We start from the raw sequence: 24981 nt of genomic DNA, 5'->3' as shown, positions 1-24981 counted from the left end.
CTTGCCGGAGTTACAGTCATGCAATCGATCACCATCCGCCGCCCCGATGATTGGCATCTTCACCTGCGTGATGGCGCCATGCTGGAAGGCGTGATCGCCGATTCGAGCCGCGACTTCGCCCGCGCCATCATCATGCCGAACCTCGTGCCGCCGGTTGTCACGACAGCGGATGCCGAGGCCTATCGCGGCCGCATCATGGCTGCGCTACCGAAGGGCGACCGCTTCGAGCCACTGATGACGCTTTATCTCACGGAGCACACCGATCCCGATGATGTGGAGAAGGGCAAGGCCAGCGGCCTGATCACCGCCGTCAAGCTCTACCCCGCCGGCGCCACCACCAATTCGCATGGCGGCGTACGCGATATCGACAAGGCCATGCCGGTGCTGGAACGTATGGCCAAGATCGGCCTTCCGCTTTGCGTCCATGGTGAAGTCACGACATCGGATGTCGATATCTTCGATCGCGAAGCCGTCTTCATCGAAACCGTGCTCGATCCGTTGCGCAAGCGCCTGCCGGAACTGAAGGTGACGATGGAACACGTCACGACGAAGGACGGCATCGACTACATCAAGTCGGCCGAGCGCAACCTCGCAGGCTCGATCACCACCCACCACCTGATCATCAACCGCAACGCCATCCTCGTCGGCGGCATTCGCCCGCATTATTACTGCCTGCCGGTCGCCAAGCGCGAACACCACCGTGTGGCGCTGCGCCAGGCAGCCACGAGCGGCGATGCGCGCTTTTTCCTCGGCACCGATTCCGCGCCGCATGTCGATCCGCTGAAGGAATGCGGCTGCGGCTGCGCCGGCATCTATACTTCGATCAACACGATGAGCTGCCTTGCCCACGTCTTCGAACAGGACAATGCCATCGACAAACTGGAAGCCTTCGCCTCGCTGAACGGTCCTGCCTGGTACGGCCTTCCGATAAACGAAGAAGTAATAACGCTGGTGAAGCGCGCTGAGCCCGTGTCGTTCCCGGCCAAGATCGAGACCGGCGCCGGTCCCGTCACGGTATTCGACCCCATGTTCCCGCTTCATTGGGATGTCGAGCGCTAATAGCGCTCGTAAACCCCTCATTTTTTACTGGAAGAAGGATGCGCATCCGTCGAGATATGTTACTGCGCTAACATCTAAGCTTTAAATACATGTTTTTTTAACGAAATTGATAACACATTCGCTGTCGGGCGAATCCCATTTTCTTAAAACGAAAGCGTGGCAGAAGCCGCGGAGCTCAAAGCATGACGCTTGACTATAATTCATTGCTGACCGCGTTGGCGGTCTCGGCGACTTGTCTCGCCATTACTTTGCTGGCGAGCTGGATTGCCCGGCGGACCGAAACATTTCTGCTGGCCTGTGGGGTCGGCCTGATCCTGATTGTCAGCGGCATCTTTGCCTATGGCATCTATGTCGATAAGCCGAACGCGATCGTCGGCGTTGTCTGCTTCGCGCTGCTCTTCCCCGGATTTGCGATCGTCTGGGGTGCCGGCTGCCAGTTCCGGACAGGAGCATTGCCACACGCGCGTATCGCGGCCTTCGCCGCCGTGGCGGTGGTGGCGACCGCATTGCCGATGTTGCTGGGCTATGACGGCCTGTCCTTCATCATGGACAATATCGCCATAGCTTCCTTCCTGTTCGCCACGGCCTACCAGTATTGGCGCGCCCGCGCCGAAGCGATCGTCCCGCTGACGGGCATCACCAGCCTCTATTGCCTGACTGGCTTCTCTTTCGTCCTCTGCGCCGCCGTCCTGATCTATCAGGGCAAGCTTGTTCTGGGTGCTGCCCCCGACAACTGGTCGGAGGATTTGAGCCTCGCCGTCTGCATCGCCAGCATGACCGGCATCGGCGCGCTGTCTCTGGCCCTGCACCAATGGCGCATGGCCGCCCGCCACCGCATCGATGCCGCAACCGATCCGCTGACCGGCCTGCTCAATCGCCGCGCCTTGTTCGATCGCCACGGCGCCGGCGTCATGGGCCCGACCACGGCGGTACTGGTTTTCGACATCGATCATTTCAAGTCGATCAACGACAACTTCGGTCACACGGTCGGTGACCGCGTGCTGAAGGTCTTTGCGGCCGAATTGACCGCGAGCTGCCGGCTGAGCGACACGGTTGCGCGCCTCGGCGGTGAAGAGTTCGCGATGGTCCTGCACGAGGTCATGCCAGGCCGCGCCGAAGTCGTGGCCGAGCGCATCCGCAAGGCCTTCGAGGGACGCGAACTCGATATCGACGGCGAGATCTGCAAATGTACCGTCAGCGTCGGCGTCGCTTCCGGCCGCACCAAGCCGCTGCCATTCGACGCCATGCTGACCGCTGCCGACAAGGCGCTCTACGCGGCCAAGCGCGCCGGCCGCAATCGCGTCGAGCTTGCGAGCCACCTGCAGGCCGTCCCCACGGACACCGCCCGCACCGCCTCCTGATCGGCTCGCCTCAGACAGCCCAAATCCCGCGCGTGGAGAGATAGCCGACCGCGCCGAAAAGGATGGCGACCGCCGAGGCTAGGCCGAGTGTCACGGCATATTCTCGGCGCCCCGCGGTAAAAGCGAGCGCAACCTTGGTGACCATGTTGACGAACACGGCAATCAGCGTGACATCGGCCGCCGTCGTGGCGCTGATCGCCGATCCGACGAGGCGTACGGTGGAGAGCGTGATCGCGTCCACGTCGACAAGACCCGAGATGGCAGCGACGACATAGAGCGCCGATGCGCCGACATATTCCGTCGCCATCTTTGAGACGAGGCTGATCAGGCCGAGTAGCAGCGCAAACGAAATCACCGTCTTCAGTTCGAACGGATTGGTGAGCCCGATCTCCGGCGCCTGCGTGCTTGAGCCTGATCGCCAGGCCAGAAACAGGCTGGTCGCCAGGAAGCCGATGATGGCGGGGACGAGTGCCGAGGAGAGCGGCACCAGCATGCTCAGCGAAAGCGCGCTCGCAATGACGAGAACGCGCGCGAAGGAGAGCGCGCCAGCAATCGCCGCACCCGCCGCCAGATGTCGCGCCCCTTGCGGGGCCTCCATCGAGTAGCGCGCGAAGGAGAGCGTCAGCGCGGTGGACGAGACAAGCCCACCGGCAGCGCCCGCAAGCAATATCCCGCGGCTCGATCCCATGAGCCGTATCGCCACATAGCCGGCAAAGGAGAGCGCAGCGATGGTAATCGTCAGAAGCCAGAGTGCGTACGGATTGAGCGCGCCCCAGGGGTCCAACGGCTTGTCGGGCAGCAGCGGCAGGGCGATCACGGTCATGGCAAGCAGCATCAGCGCCGAGCGGAGTTCCACCCAGGTCAGCCCCTGCAGGAAACCGTGAAGGCTGGTGCGGGCCGCGAGCACGACGGTCACCACAACCGCGCCGGCTCCCGCCGTGATGAGATCGCCAAGCGTGGCGAGCATGCCGAGCGCGAAGACGCAAAGTGCGGCGATGATCGAGGTAATGCCGTAATCCTTGTCCTCGATCGCTTCCTGCCACTTGCCGGCGATATAGACGACCCCGAGAAGCACCGCGATCGTGGCCGGGAAAAACGGGCCGGTCAGCGGCTGCAGCGTGCCGACAATGCCGCCGAGGAAGCCGGTGAGACCAAAGGTGCGAAGTCCAGCGGTGCGTCCGCCGACGCGCACGTCGCGCTCGGTCCAGCCCCGCTCGACGCCGACGAGCAGACCGATGGCAAGCGCCACGCCGAGACGGCGGAAGACTTCGATATGTTCCATATACTGCACGATATCGCCGCCGCGCCGCTAAGCAAGCGCAAACATCTGAAACCATTGGCGCATTAGAGATAGCGACGCTCGGTTGCGCGATCAGATCAGCATCAGTGCCCGAACGAACGCGGCCGATGCCAAAAGCGAAGCCACGGTCCTCACATGGTTCCACCACGTCCAGTCGCGAAGGTAGCCCTGCCACAGTGCCGATGCCTCGGGACCGTTGCCTGAAACCTGCCCTAGCGCATCATTCATCGGCACGTTGAAGATGATGGTCGAGGCGAAAGAGGCGACGATGTAGATGACGGCGCCGGCGAGCATCCAGAGGCTCGCCCCCTCCCGCCAGCTCATCACCGCGAGCACGCCGATCAACAGGCAGAGAATTGCCGTCGGCACGAACAGCATCATGAAGGGCGAGCGCAGGATGGTGACATTGATCGAGTTCATCGCCGCGATCCCCTGTTCCGTCGGTATGCGCGAAAACGCTGGCATCACGAACGTCGAGAACGCGAAGAATGTGCCGGCGACGAGCCCGCTGCCGATCGCGGCGGCGACAAGTGCCAATACGAGAATGATTGCCATGCCGATGACCTCCCATTTTGGCTACCAAGCCAAAAGCCAATAACAGAGAAACTCTCTCATTTGCAAAATGAGATAAACTCTCTTATTTCTCCTGTCAACCGGAATGGAGTGTTGGATGGCGGACGAGGCGGCGGCGGGATCGCGAACCAAGACGGGCGCCACAAGGCAGCCCCGGCGTATTCCCCGCCAGCAAAGAGGCCGCGAGCGCTTCGAAAAGATTCTCGCTGTTGCCACGCAGCTGATCGAGGCGAAGGGAAGCGATGCGCTGAAGATGAGCGAAATCGTCGAAAAGGCCGATCTCTCCTTCGGCGCGCTATACCAGTATTTCCCGGATAGGAGCTCGATCTTCGCGACGCTGGCCGAGCGCTTCAACGAGGAGGGGCGCGCCTGTGTGGTCGCGGCGCTTGCGGACGCAACGGATGCCGCCACGCTGCGTATCGCGCTCTGCCGGATCGCCGACGAGTACCACGCCTTCTTCCGCAGCGAGCCCGTCATGCGCGACATATGGTTCGCCACCCAGGCGGATCGGCTGCTGCAGGAAATCGATGCCGACGATATGGAGTTTCACTCCCAGGCGCTGCTTGGCGTGCTGGTGAGGGTCTATCCGGATCGTCGCAAGCCAGCCTTGCTCGCGCTTGCGAGGCTCGTCATGCAGCTCCTGGCGGCGGCGGTCAGATATGCCGCCGCGTTGAGCGAGGACGAGGGACGGGCAGCAATCGCGCTCTACAAGAAGATGCTGCCCGCCGATATCGGTGAACTGGTAGCGGAGTGATCAGGCACGCATTTTCGTGTCCCGGATCGACAATGCGACCGCAGAACGAACCGCGTTGCGACCGCCGTTCTTGGCGGCATAAAGCTCCCGGTCCGCCGCCATCAGCATGGACTTCAGCGTTTCGCTGGCGGGGTCGCCGCGATAGACGCCGAAGCTTGCCGTCACGCGCTTGGCCGGCAGCGGGCCGACGGCCTTGCTTTCGAACTGCATGCGCAGCCTGTTGGCGATGCTGACGGCGACATCGATATCGGTGCGCGGCAATACCAGGCAGAACTCCTCGCCGCCGATGCGCGCGGCGATGTCATAGGGCCGCAGATTGTGCTGGATCGTGGCGCCGGCCATGACCAGCACCTGGTCGCCGACATCATGACCGAACTGGTCGTTGATCGACTTGAAGTGATCGAGATCGAAGACCACGACGGAGATCGGCGTGCGCTCGCGTGCGGCGCGGGCAATCTCAAGTGCCCCGATATCCTTCAGCCAGCGGCGGTTGCCGAGGCCGGTTAGAACGTCTGTCGTCGCCTGGCGGCGCAGTTGCGCCAGCGTCGCGTCGAGTTCCTTGATCAGGATCGAGATCCCGTTCGTGACGATACCAACCTCGTCCTTGCGCTTGCTGCGCACCGATTTCACGACGCCGGTGGAACGGTAGGTCTCGACCACGCCGGCGATCTGGTGCAGCGGCCGGATGAACGCCCAAACGCAGGCCAGGCAAAAGGCAGTCCCGATCAGCGTCGCCGCCAGCACGAGGACCAGTACAGGCGTCGCCTCGCTCCGAAAGCCGGTGACGAGATAGACGACGAGCGCCAGCAGCGGCACGTGCGTCGAGACAAAGCAAATGGAGAAGATCTTGAGGGTCAGCGATTGGTTGAACTGCTGGAACGGTGTGAACCTCGTGAGGCGCATTCTGGACTCCTTCATGGTGTCTTTGGGCGCAGCGAAAATGGCGCGGGAAGTTTCACCCCGTTGTTAACGAAATCATTCAAATTTGAGCGTTCTGGGCTTCATCGGGCATGGGGCTCGATGCAAGTCCCTGCTGAACAATATGTATGATGAATGTCTAAAATTATGAACAGGTTGTGGAAATTTAAGTTGTCCGCAACGGAAATACCAGCGATGGTTTTCATCGCGGGATACGCCTCGCGCAAACGGTGAAATGGCCGTGCTGCGGCGCACCCGTTGAGCGGCGAAATTAACAGAGCGAGAAGCGGCACCAACGGCAACGCAGGCGCGTGCAATTGCCATTCTTGCGTTTGAGCCTCGCGCGTTCTGGAAACTTGCCCCACTTGCTGCTATTGGCCCATAAGTTTGAGCACAAGATCCCGGCGAAGGAGAGAACGATGATCCAGGCAACATTCACAGACCGCAAAGTCATGGCCGAACTGGTGGCCAAGATGCTCTGGGAGATCAAGGCCGTTCACTTCAATGCCACCCAGCCCTACAAGTTCGCCTCCGGCATGGCGAGCCCCGTCTATATCGATTGCCGCAAGCTTCTCTCCTTCCCGCGCATCCGCTCGACGGTGATGGATTTCGCCGCCAGCGTCGTGCTGCGCGAAGCGGGCTTCGAGAAGTTCGATTGCATCGCCGGCGGCGAAACCGCGGGCATCCCCTTTGCCGCCCTTCTCGCCGATCGTCTCAGCCTGCCGATGATCTATGTCCGCAAGCAGCCGAAGGGTCACGGCCGCAACGCCCAGATCGAGGGCAACATGCCAGAGGGTTCGCGCGTGCTGGTCATCGAGGACCTGACGACGGCGGGCGGCAGCATGTTCAAGTTCATCGATGCGGTGCGCGACGCCGGCGGTGTGGTCGATCACGGCATCGCGCTCTTCTACTACGGCATCTTCGATGAAGGCGCGTTGCGCTTTGCCGATGGCAAGGTCAAGCTGCACTATATCGCCACGTGGCGCGATGTTCTCGCCGTCGCCAAGGAGCAGCAGCTGTTCGATCAGAACACCTTGAACGAGGTGGAATCCTTCCTCGACGCGCCGCTCGCATGGTCCGGCCGCAACGGCGGTATTTCATCACTTTGAGTGAATAATTGCTCACGGCGCTTTGCTTTTACCACGAAGTTATCTAATCCAATTGGGCATCGACAGATCGTAATGCCCTTGGGAGACGGACATGATTTTGTGCTGTGGAGAAGCGTTGATCGACATGCTGCCGCGGGAGACGACGCTCGGCGAAAAGGGCTTTGCGCCCTATGCCGGCGGCGCCATATTCAACACGGCGATCGCGCTCGGGCGCCTGGGCATTCAGACGTCTTTCTTCACGGGTCTCGCCGACGACATGATGGGCGAAATCCTTTGCGATACGCTGAAGGCGAGCAATGTCGACTTCAGCCTCTGCGCCATCGCGCAGCGTCCCTCGACGCTCGCCTTCGTCAAGCTGGTCAACGGCCAGGCGACCTACGCTTTCTATGACGAAGGCACCGCCGGCCGCATGATCACGACCGACGATCTTCCCGTTCTCGGCGATGATTGCGAGGCGCTGCATTTCGGCGCCATCAGCCTGATCCCCAGCCCGTGTGGCGAAACCTACGAGGCGCTGCTCGACCGCGAGGCGGCCAAGCGCGTCATCTCGCTTGACCCGAACATCCGCCCCGGCTTCATCAAGGACAAGCAGGCGCACATGGCGCGCATCAAGCGCATGGCCGCCAAGTCCGATATCCTGAAATTCTCCGATGAGGACCTGGAATGGTTCGGCATGGATGGCAGCCATGACGATCTTGCCGCCCACTGGCTGCAGCACGGCGCCAAGCTGGTTGTCATCACCAAGGGCGCCGAGGGCGCGACGGGCTACACCAGCGAGCGCAAGGTCACCGTTCCCAGCCAGCGCGTCACTGTTGTCGATACCGTCGGTGCCGGCGATACGTTTGATGCCGGCGTTCTCGCCTCGCTGAAAATGGATGGCCTGCTCACCAAGGCTGAGGTCGCCTCGCTCGACGAAAAGGCACTGCAGAACGCGCTCTCGCTCGGCGCCAAGGCCGCCGCCGTCACGGTCTCCCGCGCCGGCGCCAACCCGCCATGGGCCAATGAAATCGGCCTCTAACCCTCAGGGCAACTGATCCAGAAAGCCAAGCACGGTCCGATTGAAATCATCGGGCCGCTGCAGCGGCGCGAAGTGGCTCACGCCTTCAAGCGGAATGAAGGTCGCGCCGGGGATGCTGCGCACCAAATGGGCGGCATGCTCCGGCTTGATGAACTCGTCCTTGTCGCCGAGCGCCACCGCCACCGGCACACGGATGCGGTTCAGATCGGCCGCCGAATAATTCGGCTCGGTCGACATCATCAGGCTCACATCCTCGACAAAGCGGTCGAACTGATCCGGCGTCGGCGACAGCGCCTCGTAATCCATCCGATGCCTATTGAAGCAGCGGTCGATCACAGGCGTCGGCACGAAGGGGTTTACGCCCGACGGGTCCATGCTGCAGGCGAAGAAGAACACGCCGTCGACGCGCTCGGGGTGCCTGTCGGCGAGAATGAGCGCCGTGCACGCCCCATCGCTCCAGCCGACAAGCGCTGCCTTCTGGATATCCAGATGATCCATCACCGCAAGCACGTCCGATGCCATCAGCTCGTAGGTGTAGGGCTTGCCGTCCCGCGTGCTCTGGCCATGTCCACGGCTGTCGATCACCACCACGCGCCGCCCTGATCGCAACAGCGCCGGCACCTGGTAGCCCCAGTTGCCGCTGTTCCCGAGCCCGCCATGCAGCAGAATCACAGCCGGCCCGGAGCCATAGGCGCTGTACCAGATATCGGCGCCATCATGCGTGACCACGCCGTCTTCACCGTCAGGCAGCGCCTCCGCTCCCTGCGCCGCAAATCGCTCCAGCTCGTCGTCAGTCATGTCGGTCCTCCCAATCCCTCACTGTCTTTAGACGGATGACGCGGCCCCATCTCGACACCTCCACCGAAATAATCACCGCGCCGCCCGAACTAAGCCTTACCTCGCGCCGCCTGCATGGCCTCGCGCAGCACCTCGAACACTTTCGGGTCTTCCGTCTGCGAAACATTGAACCGCATGAAATCCGTCGCCGTCTGCGACAGGCTGAACGCGTTGCCGGGCGCCAGCACAACGTCCCGCTCCAGTGCGGCGCGCGCCACATCGGCGGCGTCGATCCCGTCAGGCAACCGGCACCAGAGGAACATCCCCGCCTGCGGCTCTATCCAGGGCACGATGCCGAGGTTTTTCAACCTCGTCGAAACATCGAACATGGTCTTCGACAGCCGGCTACGCAGTGTCTCGATATGCTTTCGGTAGCTGCCGTCGCTGAGCACGCTCAACACCAGTTGCGCCGCATGACGCCCGCCGCCGAACGAGGTGGCGATCTTCAGATCCGTCAGCCCGCCGATCCACTCCGGCTTGGCGGCGATGAAGCCGCAGCGCGCCGAGGCCGACAGCGTCTTCGAGAAACTGCCGATATGGATGACCCGATCCAGCCCGTCGAAGGCGGCAAGGCGTGGCGCCGTGATATGCTCAAAATCGGCGAAGATATCGTCCTCGATGATCGTCAGGTCGAACTGCTCGGCGATCTTCAGCACCCGATGCGCCGTCACCGGCGAGAGGATCGCGCCGGTCGGGTTATGCAGCGCCGAATTGGTCACATAGAGCTTCGGCCGGTGCTCGGCGACCGTGCGGGCGAAGGCGTCGATATCGGGGCCGGAGGGCGTATAGGGCACGCTGACGATCTTGGCGCGGTGGGCGCGAAGCAAGGCGTGGAAATTGAAATAGCAGGGATCGTCGACCATCACGGTATCGCCCGGTTCGATCAGGAAGCGGCAGAGCAGGTCGATCGCCTGGATGCCTGATTCCGTCAGGATGATCTGGTCGGGCGAGGCGCCGATCCCCTTGTCGGCCATGCGCCGCGCGATCAGCTGCCTGAGCGGCGGCAATCCGAGAGGCGATCCATAGGCAAGCAGCACCGGCCCATCGGCGCGCGCAAGCGACCGAACGGCGCGCCGAACGCCATCCTCCGGCAGCCACGCCGGCGGCAGCCAGCCGCAGCCGGGCTTCAGCCCGATATCACCCGCCTCCAGAGACTGCCGCGACACCCAGAAGGGATCGATCTCGCGATCGAGCCGTGGCCCGACTTCCGACAGCGCGAAAGGCGCGGCCTGGTTGGCGACGTAAAAGCCGGAGCCCGGCCGCGACAGGATCGCGCCCTCGGCAACCAGCCGCTCATAGGCCTCGACGACGGTCGAGGTCGAGATCTTCAGCGACCCCGCGAGCGCCCGCACCGAAGGCAGCTTAGCCCCCGCCGTCAGGCTGCGGCCGGCGATGCGCTGCTTGATCGTGTTCATCACCATCGCCACGCGGGTCGTTCCGACGATCACGTTATCGGCCATCCGTACTGCTCTCCGATGCACAACAGTTTGACGAAACCGTACCACACCGTCACTGGCATGGCCACGCCGCGAGGGGTCATAAGGTGGCTATTGATCGTGAAGGAGTGTGTCATGGACCGCACGGCGGCCGGTTGGTTGAATGGTTTTATCGGTGTCCTGATTTTCAGCGGCTCGCTGCCCGCGACGCGCATGGCGGTGATGGGGTTCGATCCCGTCTTCCTGACCGTCGCCCGTGCGGCGATCGCCGGGCTGATCGCGCTGGCGCTGCTCCTTCTGTTTCGCGAGAAGCGGCCGGCTGCGAGCGATCTCCTGTCGCTTGTTATCGTCGCCTTCGGCGTCGTCATCGGCTTTCCGCTGCTGACGGCGCTGGCGCTCACCCACATCACCTCGGCGCACTCCATCGTCTTCATCGGCCTGCTGCCGCTCTCGACAGCGATCTTCGGCGTCATCAGGGGTGGCGAGCGTCCGCAGCCGGCCTTCTGGATCTTCTCCTGTCTCGGCAGTGCGCTCGTCGCCGGCTTTGCCCTGTCGCAGGGCGTAACCGCAGCCCCGCTCGGCGATCTCCTGATGCTGGCCGCCATCATCGCCTGCGGGCTGGGCTATGCCGAGGGCGCCAAGCTGTCGCGCAGGCTCGGCGGCTGGCAGGTCATCTCCTGGGCGCTGGTTCTCTCGCTGCCCGTCATGCTCGCGCTCGCACTTTTCAATCTACCACCGTCCTTTGCGGCGATCGAAATGCCGGCCTGGGCGGGCCTCGTCTATGTCTCGCTGTTCAGCATGCTGATCGGCTTCTTTTTCTGGTATCGCGGTTTGGCGCAGGGCGGCATTGCGGGTGTCGGCCAACTGCAGCTGCTGCAGCCCTTCTTCGGCCTGCTCCTGGCGGCAACGCTGCTGCACGAGCAGGTGAGCCCGATCATGCTCGTCGTCACCATCGCCATCGTCGGCTGCGTCGCCGGCGCCAAGAAGTTCGCCCGATAGAGCGTTGCAGGTGAGAATGGGTTTGCATTTTGCCACGTAAGCGCGCCTGCTGGTTGGCGTCACATCGCTCGATGTGGCCAAACCAGGGAGCTTGAAATGGCAAAGGGTCAACTCCGCGGCACGCGTGAAGCGCGCAAGCCGAAGAAAGACAAGTCCGCTCCGGCAGTCACCTCGCAGCAGGGCTCGCAGGTCAAGCAGGCCGCGAGCACCGTACCTTCAGGCAAGGGCGCCAGGCCCTGACCGCCACCAAGAGGTGGTCCTGAGGGCAGTCATATTAGCCAAATAGAAAACGCTCCCGCGGCGGTAACCACGGGAGCGTCGTTTGAGCGTTGCGCTTGTTACTTCGCGAGCTTCGCCAGTTCGGCAACGAGGCCCTGCGTCGACGAATCGTGGCCGGCAGCGCTTTCCTTGCCTTCGATAACGGGCAGCAGGCCGGTCGCCAGTTCCTTGCCGAGCTCCACGCCCCACTGGTCGAAGGAGTTGATACGGAACAGCACGCCTTCAACGAAGACGCGGTGTTCATAGAGTGCGACCAGGCGGCCGAATGCGAACGGCGTCAGCTTGTCATAGACGAAGGTGATCGACGGGCGGTTGCCGGTGAAGACGCGGTGCGGCGCGATGAAATCGGCCTGCTTGTCGTCCATGCCCTTGTCGGTCAGCTGCTTCTTGGCTTCCTCGAAGGTGCGGCCCTTCATCAGCGCCTCCGACTGCGCGATGCAGTTTGCCATCAAGAGCTGGTGCTGGTGGCGCAGTTCCGGCTCGAAGCCGTTGGCGGCGATCATGAACTCGGCCGGGATCACGCTCGTGCCCTGGTGGATCAGCTGGTAGAAGGCGTGCTGGCCGTTGGTGCCGGGCTCGCCCCAGACGACAGGACCGGAATTGCCCTCGACCGGCGTGCCGTCGATGGTGACGCCCTTGCCGTTCGATTCCATGTCGAGCTGCTGCAGGTAGGCAGGGAAACGCGACAGGCGCTGGTCGTAGGGCAGGATCGCGCGGGTGGCGTAGCCGAGAACGTTGCGATTGTAGAAGCCGATCAGGCCGAGCAGGATCGGCAGGTTCTTGGCGATCGGCGCCGTGCGGAAATGGTTGTCGATCGAATGCGCGCCGTCGAGGAACTTGCCGAAGTTCTCAGGACCGACGGCGATCATCAGCGGCAGGCCGATGGCCGACCAGATCGAGTAGCGACCGCCGACCCAATCCCAGAAGCCGAACACGCGCTCGCTCTCGATGCCGAAGGCGGCAACCTTGTCGAGCGCGGTCGATACGGCTGCGAAGTGATGCTGGACGGCGGCTTCGCCGAGCGCATCGGCGACGAACTTGCGCGCCGTCTGGGCGTTCGTCATCGTCTCGATGGTGGTGAAGGTCTTGGACGCGACGATGAACAGCGTCGTTTCCGGCTGCACCAGCTTCAGGATGTCGGCGATATGCGCGCCGTCGATGTTGGAAACGAAGTGCGCACGCGGGCCGTCATGATAAGGTGCCAGCGCCAGCGTCGCCATCACGGGGCCGAGGTCGGAGCCGCCGATGCCGATGTTGATGACGTCGGTGATCTTCTTGCCGGTAGCACCCTTCAGCGCGCCCGAGCGAATGCCGTCGGCAAACTTGCCCATGGCCGCGAGAACGCCGTTGACGTCAGGCATTACGTCCTTGCCGTCGACGAGAACCGGGGTGTTCGAACGGTTGCGAAGGGCCGTGTGCAGCACCGCGCGGTTTTCGGTGAAGTTGATCGCATTGCCCGAGAACATCTCGTCGCGCTTGGCTTCGACGCCACCGGTTTCGGCGAGCTTGACCAGAAGGGCCAGCACTTCGTCGTTCACGGCCGTCTTCGAGAAATCCATCAGGAGGTCGTCGAGCGAGGCGGTGAAGCGCGAAAAGCGTTTCGGATCGGCCGCGAAGGCAGCACGGATATCGGTGGCCTTGGTGGCAGCCGCGGTGCTTTTCAGTTGGTCGACGATGGCATTCATGGGAGGCTCCTTTGCAGGGCGTGAGGGTCGCGGAAACTATTCGCTTTACCGGGTGCAAATCAAGTTATGTCTGAAACTATTCATAAAAAGCGTGCGCACGTCGCGCTTGATGCGCCAGCGCAGTCGGGCTATATTGGAGAGGTTGCAGGCGGAGCGGTAACTCCACCTGCTGCGCTTATGTTCTTTGGAATGTGACCCGGACGCTGAGTGACCAGCTCGTCCGGGTTTTCCTTACCATAAGCGTGACGCTAAGCGGTCGAAACCACATATCATCACCTCCCGTTCTGATGGCAAGGCTCTTGCCGAAGTCGGCGCGGCCCATCCTCGCCGATAGGCCGCATTGCCGCGGCCTGTGCTGCTTCTGCCTCAAAACAAGCGGATAGCAGCACAGTTTTGGGTTGTGCTCAATTGTGAAATATTACGCTCGCAGATCCTTGCGCAGGATCTTGCCGACCGGCGATTTCGGCAGCTCGGTACGGAACTCGATGAAGCGCGGCCGCTTGTAGTTGGTGAGGTTGGCCACGCAATGCGCCTTCACATCCGCCTCCGTCAGAGCAGGATCCTTGCGCACCACGAAGAGCTTCACCGCCTCGCCGGAATGCCCATCGGCCACGCCGACGGCTGCCGCCTCCAGGATGCCCGGGTGCATTGCCGCCACTTCCTCGATCTCGTTCGGATACACGTTGAAGCCGGAGACAAGGATCATGTCCTTCTTGCGGTCGACGATCTTGGTGTAGCCGCGGGCATCCATGAAGCCCATGTCGCCGGTGCGGAAATAGCCGTCGGGGGTCATGGCGCGCGCCGTCTCATCCGGCTTGTTCCAGTACCCGGCCATCACCTGCGGCCCGCGAATGCAGATCTCGCCAACCTCGCCGAGCGGCAGCGACGCGCCATCCTCGTTGCGGATATCGAGATCGGTAGACGAGATCGGCAGGCCGATCGCGCCGGTGAATTCGGGCGAATCGAAGCGGTTGGCGGTGGCGACGGGCGACGTCTCGGAAAGCCCGTACCCTTCGGTGATGTGATTGCCGGTGATCGTCAGCCAGCGCTCGGCCACCGGCCTCTGAACGGCCATGCCGCCGCCCAGCGAAATCACCAGCGAGGAGAAATCCACCTTGGCGAAATCGGGGTTGTTCATCAACGCGTTGAACAGCGTGTTGAGCCCGGGAAAGACATGGACGTTCGACTTCGCGAATTCGCGCACCAGGGCAGGGATGTCGCGCGGGTTCGCGACGAGAATGTTATGCGCGCCGAGCGACATGCCCATCAGCGAATTCACCGTCAGCGCGAAGATATGGTAGAGCGGCAGCGCGCAGAGAAAGTTCAGCACATCCGGCCGCTGGCGCTTCTCGAAAGCGGACTTCAGCCAGAGTTCCAGCTGCAGCTTGTTCGACAAGAGGTTCTTGTGCGTGAGCACCGCACCCTTGGCGATGCCAGTCGTGCCGCCGGTATATTGCAGGAAGGCGATGTCGCTGCCAACAAGACCTGATGGCTTCAGCGCCGCGCCGTCGCCCTCGCCAAGCACCTGCTTGAATGTCTTGTGCCGGGGGATAGACCACGCGGGAACGAGCTTCTTCACCTTGCGCACGAGCAGATTGACGATCAGCCCCTTGGCGCCCAGCATTTCGCCGAGCGAAGTCACCACCACATGGCGCACATCTGTATGGCCAAGCACCTGCTGAACGGTGTGGGCGAAGTTTTCCAGAACGAAGATCGCCTTGGCGCCGGCATCGCGCAGCTGATGCTCCAGTTCGCGCGGCGTATAGAGCGGGTTGACGTTCACCACCACGAGCCCGGCGCGCAGGATGCCGTAGACGGCGATCGGGTTCTGCAGCACGTTCGGCATCATCACCGCCACGCGATCGCCCTTCTGCAGTCCGCTTGCCTGCAGCCATGCCGCGACCTTGCGTGTCTGGCTTTCCAGTTGGCGGTAGGTGAGCGTCTTGCCCATGCTGGAAAAAGCGATGCGGTCGGCATAGCGCGCGCAGGATTTCTCAAGCAGCTCCGCCAGTGATTCGTATTCCAGCGCCGGAAGCTCGGCCGGTACGATCGCCGGATAGGTGGCAAGCCACAGCTTGTCGGGCCTTTCACCGCCAGGATGGGCGGAAATGCTGTTCATCGTGTCTCTCTCCCTGTCGCTGCCGGCGGGGCGCCCGTCGAAACTATTGGATGATCCTCCATCCTCCAATACGGCAGCTTATGTCATTGCTCGAATGGTTCAAGCAGCATCAGGCTACAATAACCTTGACGTAAACGTCAATATTACGGCGCCCGCCAAAATTGCGGATCAAATTCGGGAACAACGGGCATCGGGCGACGTTTTCAATTCATACGCTTGGCACGAGGAGCAGAGGCCAGGCACGAGGAACCAACCGAAAGGGAGTAGAGACATGCTGCAACAGGACAACGACAAGCCCCTCCGTGACCCGAACGTCAAGGATACGCATTCGCTGATCGCCAGCGACCGTGTGGAAGGCACCCGCGTCTACGGCGCCGATGGCAAGCATATCGGCTCGATCGAGCGCCTGATCCTCGGCAAGAGGGACGGCCGCGTCGCCTATGCCGTGCTTAGCTTCGGCGGCTTCATGGGCATCGGCCACGACCACTATCCGCTGCCCTGGGATAAGCTGTCCTACGACACGCAGCTGGATGGCTACCGCATCGATCTGACCAAGGAACAGATCGAAGGCGCGCCAAGCTACGCGGATGATGACGACACCTGGTACAACGACAACGGCCGCCGGGTCTACGATTACTACGGCGTGCCGCCCTACTGGATGTAAGTCTCCCGCGAGGCCGGAACGGAAGGGTCCCGCCGCGTGCGGGACCCACCGACGGCCACAAAAACCTCCGGCGAAAGTCGGAGGTTTTTGCATGAGTGCTTTGGTCTATCTCAACCCGCTGACACGAGATCGTTGGCCGAGCGCAGAACCGTCCCCACCACGATATCAGCCACACCGATCGCCGCCCGCGTCTCCACTTCAAACACATGCGTCTCGCCCGGCAAGAGCGTGGTCAGCATCGTATCCACCACCGCATCCGGATCGAGACGATCGGCCATCAGGCAGAGATCCTTCAGCAGGTTGACGGCGGTCACCGCGACCGCGTACCCACTCTCCCGTTTGCTGACCTCTATCCTCATCTCCGGCTTCGGCAGCTTGAGGTCGATATCCTCGACAAAATAGTGAAACGCCCGCCGGTCCAGCATGTCGACGACGATCACTTCATTGCCGGGATCGTCGGCGGTCGCGATATCCTCGGGCAGCGTGAATGCCTTCGCCTCGAACCGGTCGCAAAGCAGCCGCCAGAATTCGAACTCGGCAAGCACAGTCCCATCGAGCCGCAGCCGCCTGCCCGAAATCTTCGCCCGCCAGAACAGCGTCCTCTCGTTGACGGCAACGGCCGCAAGCCCGCTTTCGCGCGGCTGGATCGTCAGAAGTCGGGGATCGAAAGCCTGTCGCATCGCATACCACAGCGGCTTGCGCCGCCCGGCCGAATCCAGCGCCGCCCAGGAGGTCACCGGCCAGCAATCGTTGAACTGCCAGACGACCGCGCCCTTGCAGATATCGCGGTGCGAGCGCATGTGCTCGACTGCGAAGCGGATGGCGCGCGCCTGGTTCAGCTGCGTGGCGAAATGCCAGTCGTTCATCGTCCGAGGCTCGGGCAGATGGCCGGCCAGGCCACGGATAAGCTTGTCGTTGCCCTGCGTCGCCTTCTGGTGATGGAAGACGCCGTTGGAGAGCGGCGTCAGCGGCGCGTCGTGCACGCTTTCTTCCAGCGTTGCCCAGTTGGGCGGCGCCTGCCAGCCGAATTCGGAGCAGAAGCGCGGGATATAGTTGCGGTAGACCTCGTAGCCCACGTCGTTCCACACATCCCATATGTGCTTGCATCCATGCGCATCCGCATTCGGTTCGATCTCCATCGTGCCGGAATAGGGACTGCCGGGATAATAGGGGCGGTCGGGATCGAGCTCGGCGCAGAGCCTCGGCAGGATATCGAGATAATAGCCAAGCCCCCAGCTCTCACCCTCCTTGATGATCGGCCGCCAGCCCCACTCGTCGAAACCCCAGATATTCTCGTTGTTGCCGTTCCAGACGATCAATGAGGGATGCGGCATCAGCCGTGCGACGTTGTCGCGAACCTCCGCCTCGACCTCACCACGGAGCGGCTCTTCCTCGGGATAGGAGGCGCAGGCAAACAGGAAATCCTGCCACACCAGCATGCCCACGCGGTCGCATTCCTCGTAAAATTCGTCCCGCTCGAAGATGCCGCCGCCCCATACCCGCAATAGGTTGATGTTGGCGGCCTTCGCCTCGTCGATCCGCGAGGCATAGCGCTCGGCGGTGACCCGCGAGGGGAAGCAATCGTCGGGGATCCAGTTCGCGCCGCAGAGAAACAGCGGCACGTCGTTGATCACGAAGGTAAAGGCCGAGCCATGTTCATCCGGGGAAGTGTCGAGCCGCACCGAGCGGAAGCCGATCTGCTTCGCATAGTGGTCGAGCAGCTCATCGCTCTCGCCATCGTGCAGTTCAACCCGCAGCGGATAAAGCGGCTGCGCGCCGAGATGATGCGGCCACCAGATCTGCGGCGAGGGCACGCGCACCTGGAAACTGACCTCGTCGCTCCTGGCCTCGACGATCTCACTATGCGTGACACCGCCGATGCTGGCCGTGATGCGGCAGTCGCCGGCGTCACCAGCGCGCGCAATCTTTGCCCGCACTTTCACCATCCCGTCTCCACCGGCAAGCGTTGCCGAAACCAGCGTTTCGGCAAGCCGCGCCTTCGCCCAGCGCTCCAGCCGCACCGGCTTCCAGATCCCCGCCGTCACCAGCGTCGGGCCCCAGTCCCAGCCGAAATTGCAGGCCATCTTGCGCATCAGGTTGCCGGGGCCGGGATAGTTGTTCGGCCGGTAGCCGTAATGCGCTTCCATCTCCGAGCCGTAAGCGTACGCCGAGCGGAAGGTCACGACCAGCTCGTTGCCCTCGGCCTTCAGACGATCGGAAACGTCGAAGCGGTAGGTGCGGTGCATGTTGAACGTCTGGCCGATCTCTTCGCCATTGAGCAAGATCGTCGCCACCGTATCCAGCCCGTCGAAGACAAGCTCCTGCACGAGATCGGCATCGGGCGATGCGTCGAAGCGGCAGCGATAGGTCCAGTCCTCGCGGCCGATCCAGTCATTGGTGATCTCGTTGACGTCGATATAGGGGTCGGGGATCAGCCGGCTCGCGAGCAGGTCCAGATGCACGCATCCGGGCACATGCGCCGGCACCGTTTTCGGCAGGTCCGGCTTTCCTGCAACGTTACAGTTGAGGGTCCAGCCGGTATGCAGGTCTGTCTTGGAAATCATCGGGTTCTCTTAGAGATAGCGGCCGTGGCGCTGCAGGACTTCGATCTTGTAGCCGTCGGGATCGGTGATGAAGAAGAACAGGGCAAGCAGCTTGCCGTCGCGGTTAAGCTCCGTGAGCTTGCCGGGATTGAGCCCGGCTTCCGTCAGCCGCTTGTGCTCGACGGCGACCTCGTCGACCGACACCGCCAGATGCCCGTAGCCATCACCGAGGTTATAGGGTTCGACGCGGCCCTTGTTGACGGTCAGCTCAAGCTCGAAGCCGGTCTCGCGGTTGCTGAGATAGATCAGCGTGAAGGTGTCGAAATCGATGCGGTCGGCGACCTCGAGCCCGAAGACCTTGCCGTAGAATTCGACCGAGCGCGCTTCGTCGAGAACGCGGATCATCGAGTGAATCATCTTGGCCAAGGCTGCCTCCATCGTGCGTATCAGGCCGCTTTGGTAGCTGCTGCCTTAGGCCGTGCGCAAGCCCATTCTTCGAGTCATCGCGCTTTCCACCAATCCCACCGCGTCATAGATCAACAGCGCCATCAGGCCGACGATCAGGCCGCCCTGCAGGATGAAGGCCGTGTTGTCAGATATCAGCCCGGCGATGATCACTTCGCCGAGCGCCTTGGCGGCCACCGTGGAGCCGATGGTGGCCGTTCCGATATTGATCACGGTCGCCACCTTCACGCCCTCGATGATCAGCGGCAGCGCCAGGGGCAGTTCCACCTGGAACAGCCGCTGCGTCGGGTTCATGCCCATGCCGTCGGCGGCATCGAGCACGGCGGGGGAGACCTGACGCAGGCCGGAGATGGTGTTTTCGAAGATCGGCAGCAGCCCGTAGAGAAACAGCGCCACCAGCGTCGGCCCGGCGCCGAAGCCCATCGCCGGCACCGCCAGCGCCAGCACCGCGACCGGCGGAAAGGTCTGCCCGGCATTGGCGATGGCGCGCGACAGCGGCAGGAAATCGGCGCCGCTCCGCCGCGTCACGAAGACGCCGCCCAGAATGGCGACCACGGCGCTCCCGACAATCGAGATCAGCACCAGCTGCAGATGCCCGAGCGCCAGAAGCGGCAGGCTGCTTTGCGTGTAGACGGCGGGCGCGTTGTTCTTGGTCAGCGGCGTCAGCAGGAAGGACAGCCACTCCGTCCGGAACAACAGGATCAGAAGCAGCGCCAAGGCCGCGACGCGAAAGAGATTGGCGGTGAGGAGCTTCATTCCTTGCGGCCCAGCTCCAGAAGGTGCGACATCGAGATCGACCCGATCGCCGCCTTCTTCTCGTTCTCGACGGCGGCTTCGTCGATCCCCTGCCAGATCATTTCGGCCAGCGCGTCGCGCAGGCTGAGCGATTGCGGCAGGCCATGGTCGAGCCCGGCCTTGGCCGGCGCCATGCCCGATGTCAGCGGCAACAGCGACATGCGCTTCAGCGCCCGGTCGGTCGTTCCTGTCAACTGCTGCACGAAGGGGTCGGCGGGTTCGGTGATGATCTTCTCCGGCGTCGAATATTGCAGCAGCCTGCCGCCGCGCATCACCGCGATCCGGTTGCCGAGGTGGAAGGCCTCGTCCATGTCGTGGGTGACGAGAATGATCGTCGTTCCGAACTGTTTCTGGATCGCCAGAAGATCGTCCTGCGCCTTGCCGCGAATGACGGGATCGAGCGCGCCGAAGGGCTCGTCCATGATCAGCACCTCCGGCCCCGCGGCCAGCGCGCGCGCAACGCCGACGCGCTGCTGCTCGCCGCCGGAAAGCTGGTGCGGATATTTCCTGGCGAAGGATTTGGGGTCGAGATTGAAGAGGCCGAGCAGTTCGTCGACGCGGGCGTCAATCCTGCCGCGCTCCCAGCCGAGCAGCTGCGGCACCGTCGCGATGTTCTGCGCCACCGTGCGGTGCGGAAAGAGACCGTTGCCTTGGATCACGTAACCGATATTGCGGCGCAGCTCCGTCTCCGGCACGTCGGCCACGTTGCGCCCGCCGACACGGATTTCGCCTGACGTCATCGGCACCAGCCGGTTGATCATCCGGATCAATGTCGATTTGCCGGAGCCCGAGGTTCCGACGATGACGGTGATCTCGCCCTTCTCGACCGCCATCGACACATTGTCGACCACGGTCGTGTCGCCGTAGCGCTTGGTGACGTTGCGGATGTCGATCATGCTCATGCGGCAGGTCCCCGTATGCTGTCGGCGACCGCATCGAGAATGACGGCCGAAGAGAAGGCGAAGATGACGGTCGGCACGGCGCCGAGGAGAACGAGGTCCATGGCCGTCTGGCCAAGCCCCTGGAAGATGAAGACGCCGAAACCGCCACCGCCGATCAGCGCCGCCACCGTCACCAGCCCGATCGCCTGCACCAGCACGATCCGGATACCCGTGAGGATGACTGGCAGCGCCAGCGGCAGGTCGATGCCGGTGAGGATTTGGCGCCGCGTCAGCCCCATGCCGGCGGCGGCATCGCGCACGGCGGGATCGACGCCCTCGAGACCGACGACGGTGTTGGCCACGATCGGCAGCAGCGAATAGAGCACCAGCGCGATCAGGGCGGGGGCCGCGCCGATGCCGCTGATCCCGAGCGCCGCCGCCAGCGGCACATGCGCCGCGAGATAGCCGAGCGGCAGCATCAGCAGGCCGAAGAGCGCGAGGCTCGGGATCGTCTGGATCAGGCTCAGCCCCTGCAAGAGCGCCGCCCGGAGTTTGGGCACCCAGAAACAGACGATGCCAAGCGGCAGGCCGATCGCCACCGAGATCGCCAGCGACCCGAAGGCCAGCTCAACATGCGTCCATGCCTCGGCCCAGAACTGATCGCCGCGATTGGCGAATTCGCGCATGATCGAGAGACTGTTAAGCAGCCCCGACCACAGAAAAACACCGAGCAGACAGGCGTAAGCAGCAAGCGCCGCGACCCGCATCCACGGCTTCAGCCGCACCTTCACCAGCGCATCCGATATGATCAGCGATGTGACCGCGAGCAGCACCCAGAAGCCGCCGCCAGGCGTCATGCGCGCCGCCGTGCTGCCCTCCGGTGTAAACGACGTCGCCACGAACCCGATCGCCGCCAGCAATGCCGCCAGACAGAGCGTCGAGATCGCAAGCCGTGCATAGGCGTTTTCGAGAAACAGCACCGCGCAGGCCGAGGAAACGAGGAGCAGGGTGAGGATGATGACGGAGGGCTGGTCCAGAAGCTGCATCAGCAACATCGGCTTGCCCGATGCGATCCGGTTCGCCTTCACGTAGATGAATGGCAGCAATGCCGCCGCCGCGACGCCCGCGACCACGAGAACGACGCCGAGCCGGTCCAGTCTGCGGACCGCTAAGGTTTCTTCCATCGATCCATCCCAGCCTGGAAGGAAAACGGCTCCGCATCCATCGCTGGATACGGAGCGTCGGCGATTACTTCAGGAAGCCTTTTTCCTTCAGATAGGCCTCGGCAACGCTCTTCGCCGGCTCGCCATCGACCTGGATCTTGCCGTTCAGCTTGCGCAGCTCGTCGGCGGTCAGGCTCTTGAAGATCGGCGCCAGGATTTCTTCGATCTTCGGGTTCGCCTTCAGCACCTCCTCGCGGATGATCGGGGTCGGCGCATAGACCTGCTGCACGCTCTTGTCGTCTTCGAGAACGGTAAGCTCGGCGGCCTCGATCGCGCCATCAGTGCCGTAGACCATGGCGGAATTGGCGCCGTTCGTCTGGTCCGCGGCGGCCTTGATCGTGGCGGCGGTATCACCGCCCGAGAGCACGATTTCCTGCTCCGGCTTCAGCGTGAAGCCATAGGTCGTCTGGAACGCCGGCAGCGCGCCGGCGGTGTTGACGAATTCGGCCGATGCCACCAGCTTCGCCTCGCCACCACCGGAAACCCACTTGCCGAAATCGGACATGCTCTTCAGATTGTTTTTCCCGGCAACATCGTTGCGCACGGCGATCGCCCATGTGTTGTTGGCGGGCGAGGGGGTCAGCCAGACGATCTTGTTGGCGTCGTAGTCCAGCTTCTTGGCCATGTCATAGCCCTGCTGGATGTTCTTCCAGGCGGCATCGTCGGGCTTGTTGAAGAAGAAGCCGGCATTGCCGGTGTATTCGGGATAGATGTCGATCTCGCCTGCGGTGATCGCTTTGCGCACCACGGGCGTGGCGCCGAGCGCGATGCGATCCTTCGTCTTGATGCCGTTGGCGTTCAGCGCCAGCGCGATGACGTTGCCGAGCAGCGTGCCCTCGGTGTCGATCTTCGACGACACCACGACATCCGCGGCCTGCACCGCACCGGCCGTCAGGGCACAGAGCGATACGGCAAGGGCTATTCTTTTCAGCATGACCATCCCCTTATTCCTTCAAAGGCGCGGAAAGCCTTGGCACAAGGCGAACCGCTCGAAACTCCCCGGCGAAGACAGCGGACTGTCGGCGACCGATCCAATGCGTAACTGACATAGTGTGCATGATTGAAAAATCGATGCGATTGCGAAAATACTGTTCACGACACTGTCCAATCGATCGATGGCCGATGTCTTCAGGTCTCCGCTCGCAAAACCAATTGTGCGATGCTAACCGGAAGATCAGGCTTAGGCTTGGACGATCATGAGATGACGAGGGAGGAAAGCGTGACAATCTTGCTTGAGGTATGCGTGGATAGCCCGCGCGGTCTGGCGGCGGCCATCGAAGGCGGCGCCGATCGTATCGAATTGTGCTCGGCACTCGAGATTGGCGGGCTCACGCCCGTCGCCGGCATGATGAAAGCGGCAGCGGCCGCTCCCATCCCCGTCTACGCGATGATCCGCCCACATGCCGGCCCTTTCGTTTTCGACAGCGGCGATGAAGCGGCGATGATGGCGGATATCGATGCCATCAGAGCCTTCGGCCTCGCCGGCGTGGTCATCGGGGCAAACCTTGCGGATGGCACGCTCGACATGCCGTTGCTGCGCCGGTTGAAAGCGCATGCGGAGGGCCTCGGCTCGACACTGCATCGCGCCTTCGACCTCGTTCCTGATCCCGATGCCGCGTTGGAGCAGGCCGTCGAACTCGGTTGCGAGCGCATCCTCACCTCCGGCTGCATCCCCAAGGCCATCGATGGCCTGGAGACATTGGCGCGGTTGTCGAAGAAGGCGGCCGGGCGGATCTCGATCATGCCCGGCAGCGGCGTGCGCCCCGCCAACGCGCCGCAGATCCTGCGCGCCACGGGTGCGCGCGAAATTCACGGCTCCTGCAGCTCTCCCGTCGCAAGCGTCGATCCGCGCGCGGTCGCCTTCGGTTTCGAGGCGGCGTCGCCCAACCGAACGGACGCGTCCATCGTGCGCCAGATGCGCGAGGCGATTGATAGTCTTTAGCCGACTTTGATGACGGCCTTGATCAGGCCGCTCTTTTCATGCGCCCAGCGTGCCAGATCGCGCGGCGCATCGGCAAGCGTCGTGCGGTGGGTGATCAGCCGATCCACCGGCACGAGGCCGTTGGCGATCGAGGCCGCCACGTGCTCGAAATCGATCCGCGTCGCATTGCGGCTGCCGATCACCATCATTTCGCGCTTGTGGAACTCGGGGTCGGAGAAGCGGATATCGTCCTTCACGACGCTGACCAGAACCAGCGCGCCGCCATGCGCAACGAACTGGAACGCCTTCTCCATCGAGGGGCCGTAGCCGGTCGCGTCGAAAACGACGTCGAAGCCATCCCCGCCGGTCTTCGCCTTCACCGCATCAAGCGTCGCATCATTGGCGACGATGCCCGATGTGAAGCCAAAGCGCTCGGCGGCCATTTCCAGCCGCTCGGCGCTGGTATCGAGCAAGGTCACGTCATGGCCGGCGATCCGTGAAAAGATCGCCGCTCCAAGGCCGATCGGTCCGGCGCCGATGACGAGCGCGCGCGAGCCTGCGGGCGTAAGCGAGCGACGCACGGCATGCGCCCCGATCGCCAGGAATTCCACCGTCGCCGCCGCTTCGAGGCTCAGCCCCTGCGCGGCATAGAGATTGCCCGCCGGAACCGTGATCTCCTCGCAGAACGCCCCATCGGTGTGGACGCCGAGCACCTTGATATCGGTGCAGCAATTTGCCTTGTCCTTGCGGCAGGCGACGCATCGACCGCAGGAGATATACGGGTTGACGATCACAGGCGTGCCGACCGCGATCTCGACCCCTGCGCCGGTTTCCACCACGGTTGCCGAGATCTCGTGGCCCATCACCCGCGGATATTCGAGAAACGGATGCTTGCCCTCGAAGATATGGTAGTCGGTGCCGCAGATGCCGACATGGCTGACGGCGAGCCGCGCCCAGCCGGCTTCAGGCGTGCCGGGAGAGGGGCGCTCGCCGATTTCGAGAACACCCGGTTGTTGGCAAAGCACGGCTTTCATGACGGTTC

Annotated in this window: 23 protein-coding genes; 9 read left to right on the top strand and 14 right to left on the bottom strand. The window is 62.9% G+C overall.

Features of this window, described 5'->3' with window-relative positions; genetic code table 11:
- The first annotated feature begins 18 nt into the window (after positions 1-18).
- A complete protein-coding gene (gene pyrC / locus ACIQUB_RS14095; RefSeq protein ID WP_113235858.1) occupies positions 19-1059 on the top strand; it encodes a dihydroorotase in 1041 nt (346 codons plus the stop codon).
- A gap of 182 nt (positions 1060-1241) precedes the next feature.
- A complete protein-coding gene (locus ACIQUB_RS14090) occupies positions 1242-2420 on the top strand; it encodes a GGDEF domain-containing protein (RefSeq protein ID WP_113235859.1) in 1179 nt (392 codons plus the stop codon).
- Between the two features lie 10 nt (positions 2421-2430).
- Here ACIQUB_RS14090 and ACIQUB_RS14085 read toward each other — a convergent pair whose 3' ends face one another.
- Both ACIQUB_RS14085 and ACIQUB_RS14080 read right to left on the bottom strand, forming a co-directional pair.
- On the bottom strand, positions 2431-3702 hold the full coding sequence (locus ACIQUB_RS14085) for an MgtC/SapB family protein (RefSeq protein WP_113235860.1): 1272 nt from the start codon (positions 3700-3702) through the stop codon (positions 2431-2433).
- 90 nt (positions 3703-3792) lie between these two features.
- Positions 3793-4275 (bottom strand): anthrone oxygenase family protein, encoded by a 483-nt coding sequence (locus ACIQUB_RS14080; protein WP_113235861.1) that lies wholly within the window; start codon positions 4273-4275, stop codon positions 3793-3795.
- Between the two features lie 115 nt (positions 4276-4390).
- Here ACIQUB_RS14080 and ACIQUB_RS14075 point away from each other — a divergent pair, with 115 nt between their 5' ends.
- Positions 4391-5047, top strand: a complete 657-nt coding sequence (locus tag ACIQUB_RS14075; protein ID WP_113235862.1) for a TetR/AcrR family transcriptional regulator — start codon at positions 4391-4393, stop codon at positions 5045-5047.
- Here ACIQUB_RS14075 and ACIQUB_RS14070 read toward each other — a convergent pair whose 3' ends face one another.
- Positions 5048-5950 (bottom strand): GGDEF domain-containing protein, encoded by a 903-nt coding sequence (locus tag ACIQUB_RS14070; protein WP_113235863.1) that lies wholly within the window; start codon positions 5948-5950, stop codon positions 5048-5050.
- Between the two features lie 434 nt (positions 5951-6384).
- Between ACIQUB_RS14070 and ACIQUB_RS14065 the strand changes: the two genes are divergently transcribed.
- Positions 6385-7074, top strand: a complete 690-nt coding sequence (locus ACIQUB_RS14065; protein WP_111561624.1) for an orotate phosphoribosyltransferase — start codon at positions 6385-6387, stop codon at positions 7072-7074.
- A gap of 91 nt (positions 7075-7165) precedes the next feature.
- A complete protein-coding gene (locus ACIQUB_RS14060) occupies positions 7166-8092 on the top strand; it encodes a carbohydrate kinase (protein WP_112981960.1) in 927 nt (308 codons plus the stop codon).
- A gap of 3 nt (positions 8093-8095) precedes the next feature.
- On the opposite strand, the gene ACIQUB_RS14055 is transcribed toward ACIQUB_RS14060, so the two are convergent.
- Positions 8096-8890: an alpha/beta fold hydrolase gene (locus tag ACIQUB_RS14055; RefSeq protein ID WP_113235864.1), complete on the bottom strand. Its 795-nt coding sequence runs from the start codon at positions 8888-8890 to the stop codon at positions 8096-8098.
- Between the two features lie 89 nt (positions 8891-8979).
- Positions 8980-10389 carry a PLP-dependent aminotransferase family protein gene (locus ACIQUB_RS14050; RefSeq protein WP_113235865.1) on the bottom strand — a complete coding sequence of 470 codons (1410 nt, stop codon included), beginning with the start codon at positions 10387-10389 and terminating at the stop codon, positions 8980-8982.
- A 111-nt stretch (positions 10390-10500) separates the two neighbouring features.
- Between ACIQUB_RS14050 and ACIQUB_RS14045 the strand changes: the two genes are divergently transcribed.
- Together ACIQUB_RS14045 and ACIQUB_RS14040 are read left to right on the top strand one after the other, a co-directional pair.
- Entirely contained in the window at positions 10501-11364 is an 864-nt protein-coding gene (locus tag ACIQUB_RS14045; RefSeq protein ID WP_113235866.1) for a DMT family transporter, read from the top strand.
- 96 nt (positions 11365-11460) lie between these two features.
- Positions 11461-11604 carry a hypothetical protein gene (locus ACIQUB_RS14040; RefSeq protein WP_402930347.1) on the top strand — a complete coding sequence of 48 codons (144 nt, stop codon included), beginning with the start codon at positions 11461-11463 and terminating at the stop codon, positions 11602-11604.
- 98 nt (positions 11605-11702) lie between these two features.
- Here the strand turns inward: ACIQUB_RS14040 and pgi are convergent, their stop codons facing one another.
- Together pgi and ACIQUB_RS14030 are read right to left on the bottom strand one after the other, a co-directional pair.
- Positions 11703-13328, bottom strand: a complete 1626-nt coding sequence (pgi, locus tag ACIQUB_RS14035; RefSeq protein WP_113235867.1) for a glucose-6-phosphate isomerase — start codon at positions 13326-13328, stop codon at positions 11703-11705.
- Between the two features lie 418 nt (positions 13329-13746).
- The gene (locus ACIQUB_RS14030; RefSeq protein ID WP_113235868.1) at positions 13747-15447 is read right to left on the bottom strand and encodes a long-chain fatty acid--CoA ligase; all 1701 of its coding nucleotides are present in this window, start codon (positions 15445-15447) and stop codon (positions 13747-13749) included.
- A 271-nt stretch (positions 15448-15718) separates the two neighbouring features.
- Here ACIQUB_RS14030 and ACIQUB_RS14025 point away from each other — a divergent pair, with 271 nt between their 5' ends.
- The gene (locus tag ACIQUB_RS14025) at positions 15719-16111 is read left to right on the top strand and encodes a PRC-barrel domain-containing protein (RefSeq protein WP_113235869.1); all 393 of its coding nucleotides are present in this window, start codon (positions 15719-15721) and stop codon (positions 16109-16111) included.
- A 110-nt stretch (positions 16112-16221) separates the two neighbouring features.
- Here the strand turns inward: ACIQUB_RS14025 and ACIQUB_RS14020 are convergent, their stop codons facing one another.
- From ACIQUB_RS14020 to ACIQUB_RS13995, 6 genes are all read right to left on the bottom strand, one after another.
- Positions 16222-18675 (bottom strand): glycoside hydrolase family 2 protein, encoded by a 2454-nt coding sequence (locus ACIQUB_RS14020; RefSeq protein WP_113235870.1) that lies wholly within the window; start codon positions 18673-18675, stop codon positions 16222-16224.
- Positions 18676-18684: 9 nt separating this feature from the next.
- Positions 18685-19080, bottom strand: coding sequence for a VOC family protein (locus ACIQUB_RS14015; RefSeq protein ID WP_113235886.1), 396 nt, complete (start codon positions 19078-19080; stop codon positions 18685-18687).
- Positions 19081-19125: 45 nt separating this feature from the next.
- On the bottom strand, positions 19126-19875 hold the full coding sequence (locus ACIQUB_RS14010; RefSeq protein ID WP_113235871.1) for an ABC transporter permease: 750 nt from the start codon (positions 19873-19875) through the stop codon (positions 19126-19128).
- Entirely contained in the window at positions 19872-20816 is a 945-nt protein-coding gene (locus tag ACIQUB_RS14005) for an ABC transporter ATP-binding protein (RefSeq protein WP_047507184.1), read from the bottom strand. Before ACIQUB_RS14005 ends, ACIQUB_RS14010 begins: the two co-directional genes overlap by 4 nt.
- Complete coding sequence (locus ACIQUB_RS14000) at positions 20813-21979, bottom strand: ABC transporter permease (RefSeq protein ID WP_113235872.1); 1167 nt, start codon at positions 21977-21979, stop codon at positions 20813-20815. The genes ACIQUB_RS14005 and ACIQUB_RS14000 overlap by 4 nt, the downstream gene beginning before the upstream one ends.
- Before the next feature lie 64 nt (positions 21980-22043).
- Positions 22044-22952, bottom strand: coding sequence for an ABC transporter substrate-binding protein (locus tag ACIQUB_RS13995; RefSeq protein WP_113235887.1), 909 nt, complete (start codon positions 22950-22952; stop codon positions 22044-22046).
- A gap of 285 nt (positions 22953-23237) precedes the next feature.
- On the opposite strand from ACIQUB_RS13995, the gene ACIQUB_RS13990 reads away from it, so the two are divergent.
- A complete protein-coding gene (locus tag ACIQUB_RS13990) occupies positions 23238-23960 on the top strand; it encodes a copper homeostasis protein CutC (RefSeq protein ID WP_113235888.1) in 723 nt (240 codons plus the stop codon).
- Here ACIQUB_RS13990 and ACIQUB_RS13985 read toward each other — a convergent pair.
- Positions 23957-24973, bottom strand: a complete 1017-nt coding sequence (locus ACIQUB_RS13985; protein ID WP_113235873.1) for a zinc-binding alcohol dehydrogenase family protein — start codon at positions 24971-24973, stop codon at positions 23957-23959. The genes ACIQUB_RS13990 and ACIQUB_RS13985 overlap by 4 nt on opposite strands.
- Between the last annotated feature and the right edge of the window lie 8 nt (positions 24974-24981).

The sequence above is a fragment of the Rhizobium sp. NPDC090275 genome, assembly GCF_044772225.1.
In the GTDB taxonomy this organism is placed as follows: Bacteria; Pseudomonadota; Alphaproteobacteria; order Rhizobiales; family Rhizobiaceae; genus Rhizobium.
This window is presented reverse-complemented; position numbering and strand designations above follow the sequence as displayed.

Bases quoted from the DNA above. Each gene is read 5' to 3' on its own strand.
- pyrC (WP_113235858.1), top strand. From the start codon at position 19: ATGCAATCGATCACCATCCGCCGCCCCGATGATTGGCATCTTCACCTG.
- ACIQUB_RS14090 (WP_113235859.1), top strand. From the start codon at position 1,242: ATGACGCTTGACTATAATTCATTGCTGACCGCGTTGGCGGTCTCGGCG.
- ACIQUB_RS14085 (WP_113235860.1), bottom strand. From the start codon at position 3,702: ATGGAACATATCGAAGTCTTCCGCCGTCTCGGCGTGGCGCTTGCCATC.
- ACIQUB_RS14080 (WP_113235861.1), bottom strand. From the start codon at position 4,275: ATGGCAATCATTCTCGTATTGGCACTTGTCGCCGCCGCGATCGGCAGC.
- ACIQUB_RS14075 (WP_113235862.1), top strand. From the start codon at position 4,391: ATGGCGGACGAGGCGGCGGCGGGATCGCGAACCAAGACGGGCGCCACA.
- ACIQUB_RS14070 (WP_113235863.1), bottom strand. From the start codon at position 5,950: ATGCGCCTCACGAGGTTCACACCGTTCCAGCAGTTCAACCAATCGCTG.
- ACIQUB_RS14065 (WP_111561624.1), top strand. From the start codon at position 6,385: ATGATCCAGGCAACATTCACAGACCGCAAAGTCATGGCCGAACTGGTG.
- ACIQUB_RS14060 (WP_112981960.1), top strand. From the start codon at position 7,166: ATGATTTTGTGCTGTGGAGAAGCGTTGATCGACATGCTGCCGCGGGAG.
- ACIQUB_RS14055 (WP_113235864.1), bottom strand. From the start codon at position 8,890: ATGACTGACGACGAGCTGGAGCGATTTGCGGCGCAGGGAGCGGAGGCG.
- ACIQUB_RS14050 (WP_113235865.1), bottom strand. From the start codon at position 10,389: ATGGCCGATAACGTGATCGTCGGAACGACCCGCGTGGCGATGGTGATG.
- ACIQUB_RS14045 (WP_113235866.1), top strand. From the start codon at position 10,501: ATGGACCGCACGGCGGCCGGTTGGTTGAATGGTTTTATCGGTGTCCTG.
- ACIQUB_RS14040 (WP_402930347.1), top strand. From the start codon at position 11,461: ATGGCAAAGGGTCAACTCCGCGGCACGCGTGAAGCGCGCAAGCCGAAG.
- pgi (WP_113235867.1), bottom strand. From the start codon at position 13,328: ATGAATGCCATCGTCGACCAACTGAAAAGCACCGCGGCTGCCACCAAG.
- ACIQUB_RS14030 (WP_113235868.1), bottom strand. From the start codon at position 15,447: ATGAACAGCATTTCCGCCCATCCTGGCGGTGAAAGGCCCGACAAGCTG.
- ACIQUB_RS14025 (WP_113235869.1), top strand. From the start codon at position 15,719: ATGCTGCAACAGGACAACGACAAGCCCCTCCGTGACCCGAACGTCAAG.
- ACIQUB_RS14020 (WP_113235870.1), bottom strand. From the start codon at position 18,675: ATGATTTCCAAGACAGACCTGCATACCGGCTGGACCCTCAACTGTAAC.
- ACIQUB_RS14010 (WP_113235871.1), bottom strand. From the start codon at position 19,875: ATGAAGCTCCTCACCGCCAATCTCTTTCGCGTCGCGGCCTTGGCGCTG.
- ACIQUB_RS14005 (WP_047507184.1), bottom strand. From the start codon at position 20,816: ATGAGCATGATCGACATCCGCAACGTCACCAAGCGCTACGGCGACACG.
- ACIQUB_RS14000 (WP_113235872.1), bottom strand. From the start codon at position 21,979: ATGGAAGAAACCTTAGCGGTCCGCAGACTGGACCGGCTCGGCGTCGTT.
- ACIQUB_RS13995 (WP_113235887.1), bottom strand. From the start codon at position 22,952: ATGCTGAAAAGAATAGCCCTTGCCGTATCGCTCTGTGCCCTGACGGCC.
- ACIQUB_RS13985 (WP_113235873.1), bottom strand. From the start codon at position 24,973: ATGAAAGCCGTGCTTTGCCAACAACCGGGTGTTCTCGAAATCGGCGAG.